Genomic DNA, 1,171 nt, shown 5'->3' with positions numbered 1-1,171 from the left:
GGACGGGGCCGGACGGCTCGGGACGTGACGTGTCGCGCGGTGCCACCGGTTCAGCCTCCTCTCACGGCGAGACGTTCGATCGCCGCCATCGGTACGGCGAGCCAGTCGGGGCGGTGCCGGGCCTCGTACAGCACTTCGTACACGGCACGGTCCGTCTCGTAGGCCCGCAGCAGGGCGTGTTTCTTACGGGGATCCCAGCCGGCCCGGGACGCGTAGCCGGCGCAGTACGCCTCCCGGCAGCGGCGCGCCCACTCCGGGCGCCAGGGGCGGCGCTGCCGGGCGGCGTAGTCGAAGGAGCGCAGCATGCCCGCCACGTCCCGCACCGGGGACTCGGCCAGGCGGCGCTCGGCGAGCGGACGGGACGGCTCGCCCTCGAAGTCGATGACGAACCACTCGCGCCCGGCCCGCAGCACCTGCCCCAGATGCAGGTCGCCGTGCACGCGCTGGGCGGGCGGCCCGGCGTCGCAGCTGGCCAGCGCGGCGAACGCGGTCCGCAGCCGGGCCGTGTACGGTCGGAGCGCGGGCACGCTGTGCGCCGCGGCCTCCAGCCGCTCGGTCATCGCCGCCGCCGTCCGCGCCACCTCCCGGTGCCCGCCGGTCGGGAAGGCGCCGGCCAGCGCCAGGTGCACCTCCGCGGTCGCCTGCCCCAGCTGGTGCGCCTGGACGGTGAAGTCGTCGCCGGCGGCCAGCGCCCGCAGGGCCAGGGTCCAGCCGTCGGCCGCGTCGCACAGGAACGGCTGGAGCACACCGAGCGTCGCCGACTCCGGCGCGGTGGTGCGGAACCACGCCACCGGAGCGGGGACGCGGGCGCAGTCCTGCCGGGCCAGCGCCCAGGAGACCTCCAGGTCCGGGTTGACGCCCGGCTGGATGCGGCGGAAGACCTTCAGGATGAACTCGTCGCCGTACACGATCGAGGAGTTGGACTGCTCGGCGTCCAGCAGCCTGGGCACCAGACCACCGGGAATCAGCACGGACGGGTCCGCCTCGAAGCACAGCGGGCCGGACGTGCCGGGGTGGCGCAGCCGCTCCAGGAGCAGCTGTGCCGAACGAGGGTCGCACAGCGCGTCGTAGACCGCGAGGCCGGCCAGCGGGCCCTCCGCGGGACGGCCGATGAAGGCCCGGTGCAGGCGCGGGGTCGGCTGCTGCCGTACACCGAGCAGCAGCTGGTAGC

At 75.4% G+C, this 1,171-nt stretch carries 1 protein-coding gene; it reads right to left on the bottom strand.

The genetic code is table 11. The features are described 5' to 3' along the window. Positions 1 to 50: 50 nt before the first annotated feature. The coding region (locus C1I97_RS37575) for a maltokinase N-terminal cap-like domain-containing protein (RefSeq protein WP_111007326.1) at positions 51 to 1,171 on the bottom strand (1,121 nt) is incomplete at its 5' end.

Origin of the sequence: Streptomyces sp. NTH33, assembly GCF_003236365.1 — a bacterium.
Taxonomy (GTDB): Bacteria; Actinomycetota; Actinomycetes; order Streptomycetales; family Streptomycetaceae; genus Streptomyces.
Note: the sequence above shows the minus strand (reverse complement) of the source record. Positions and strands in the feature narration are given on the sequence as shown.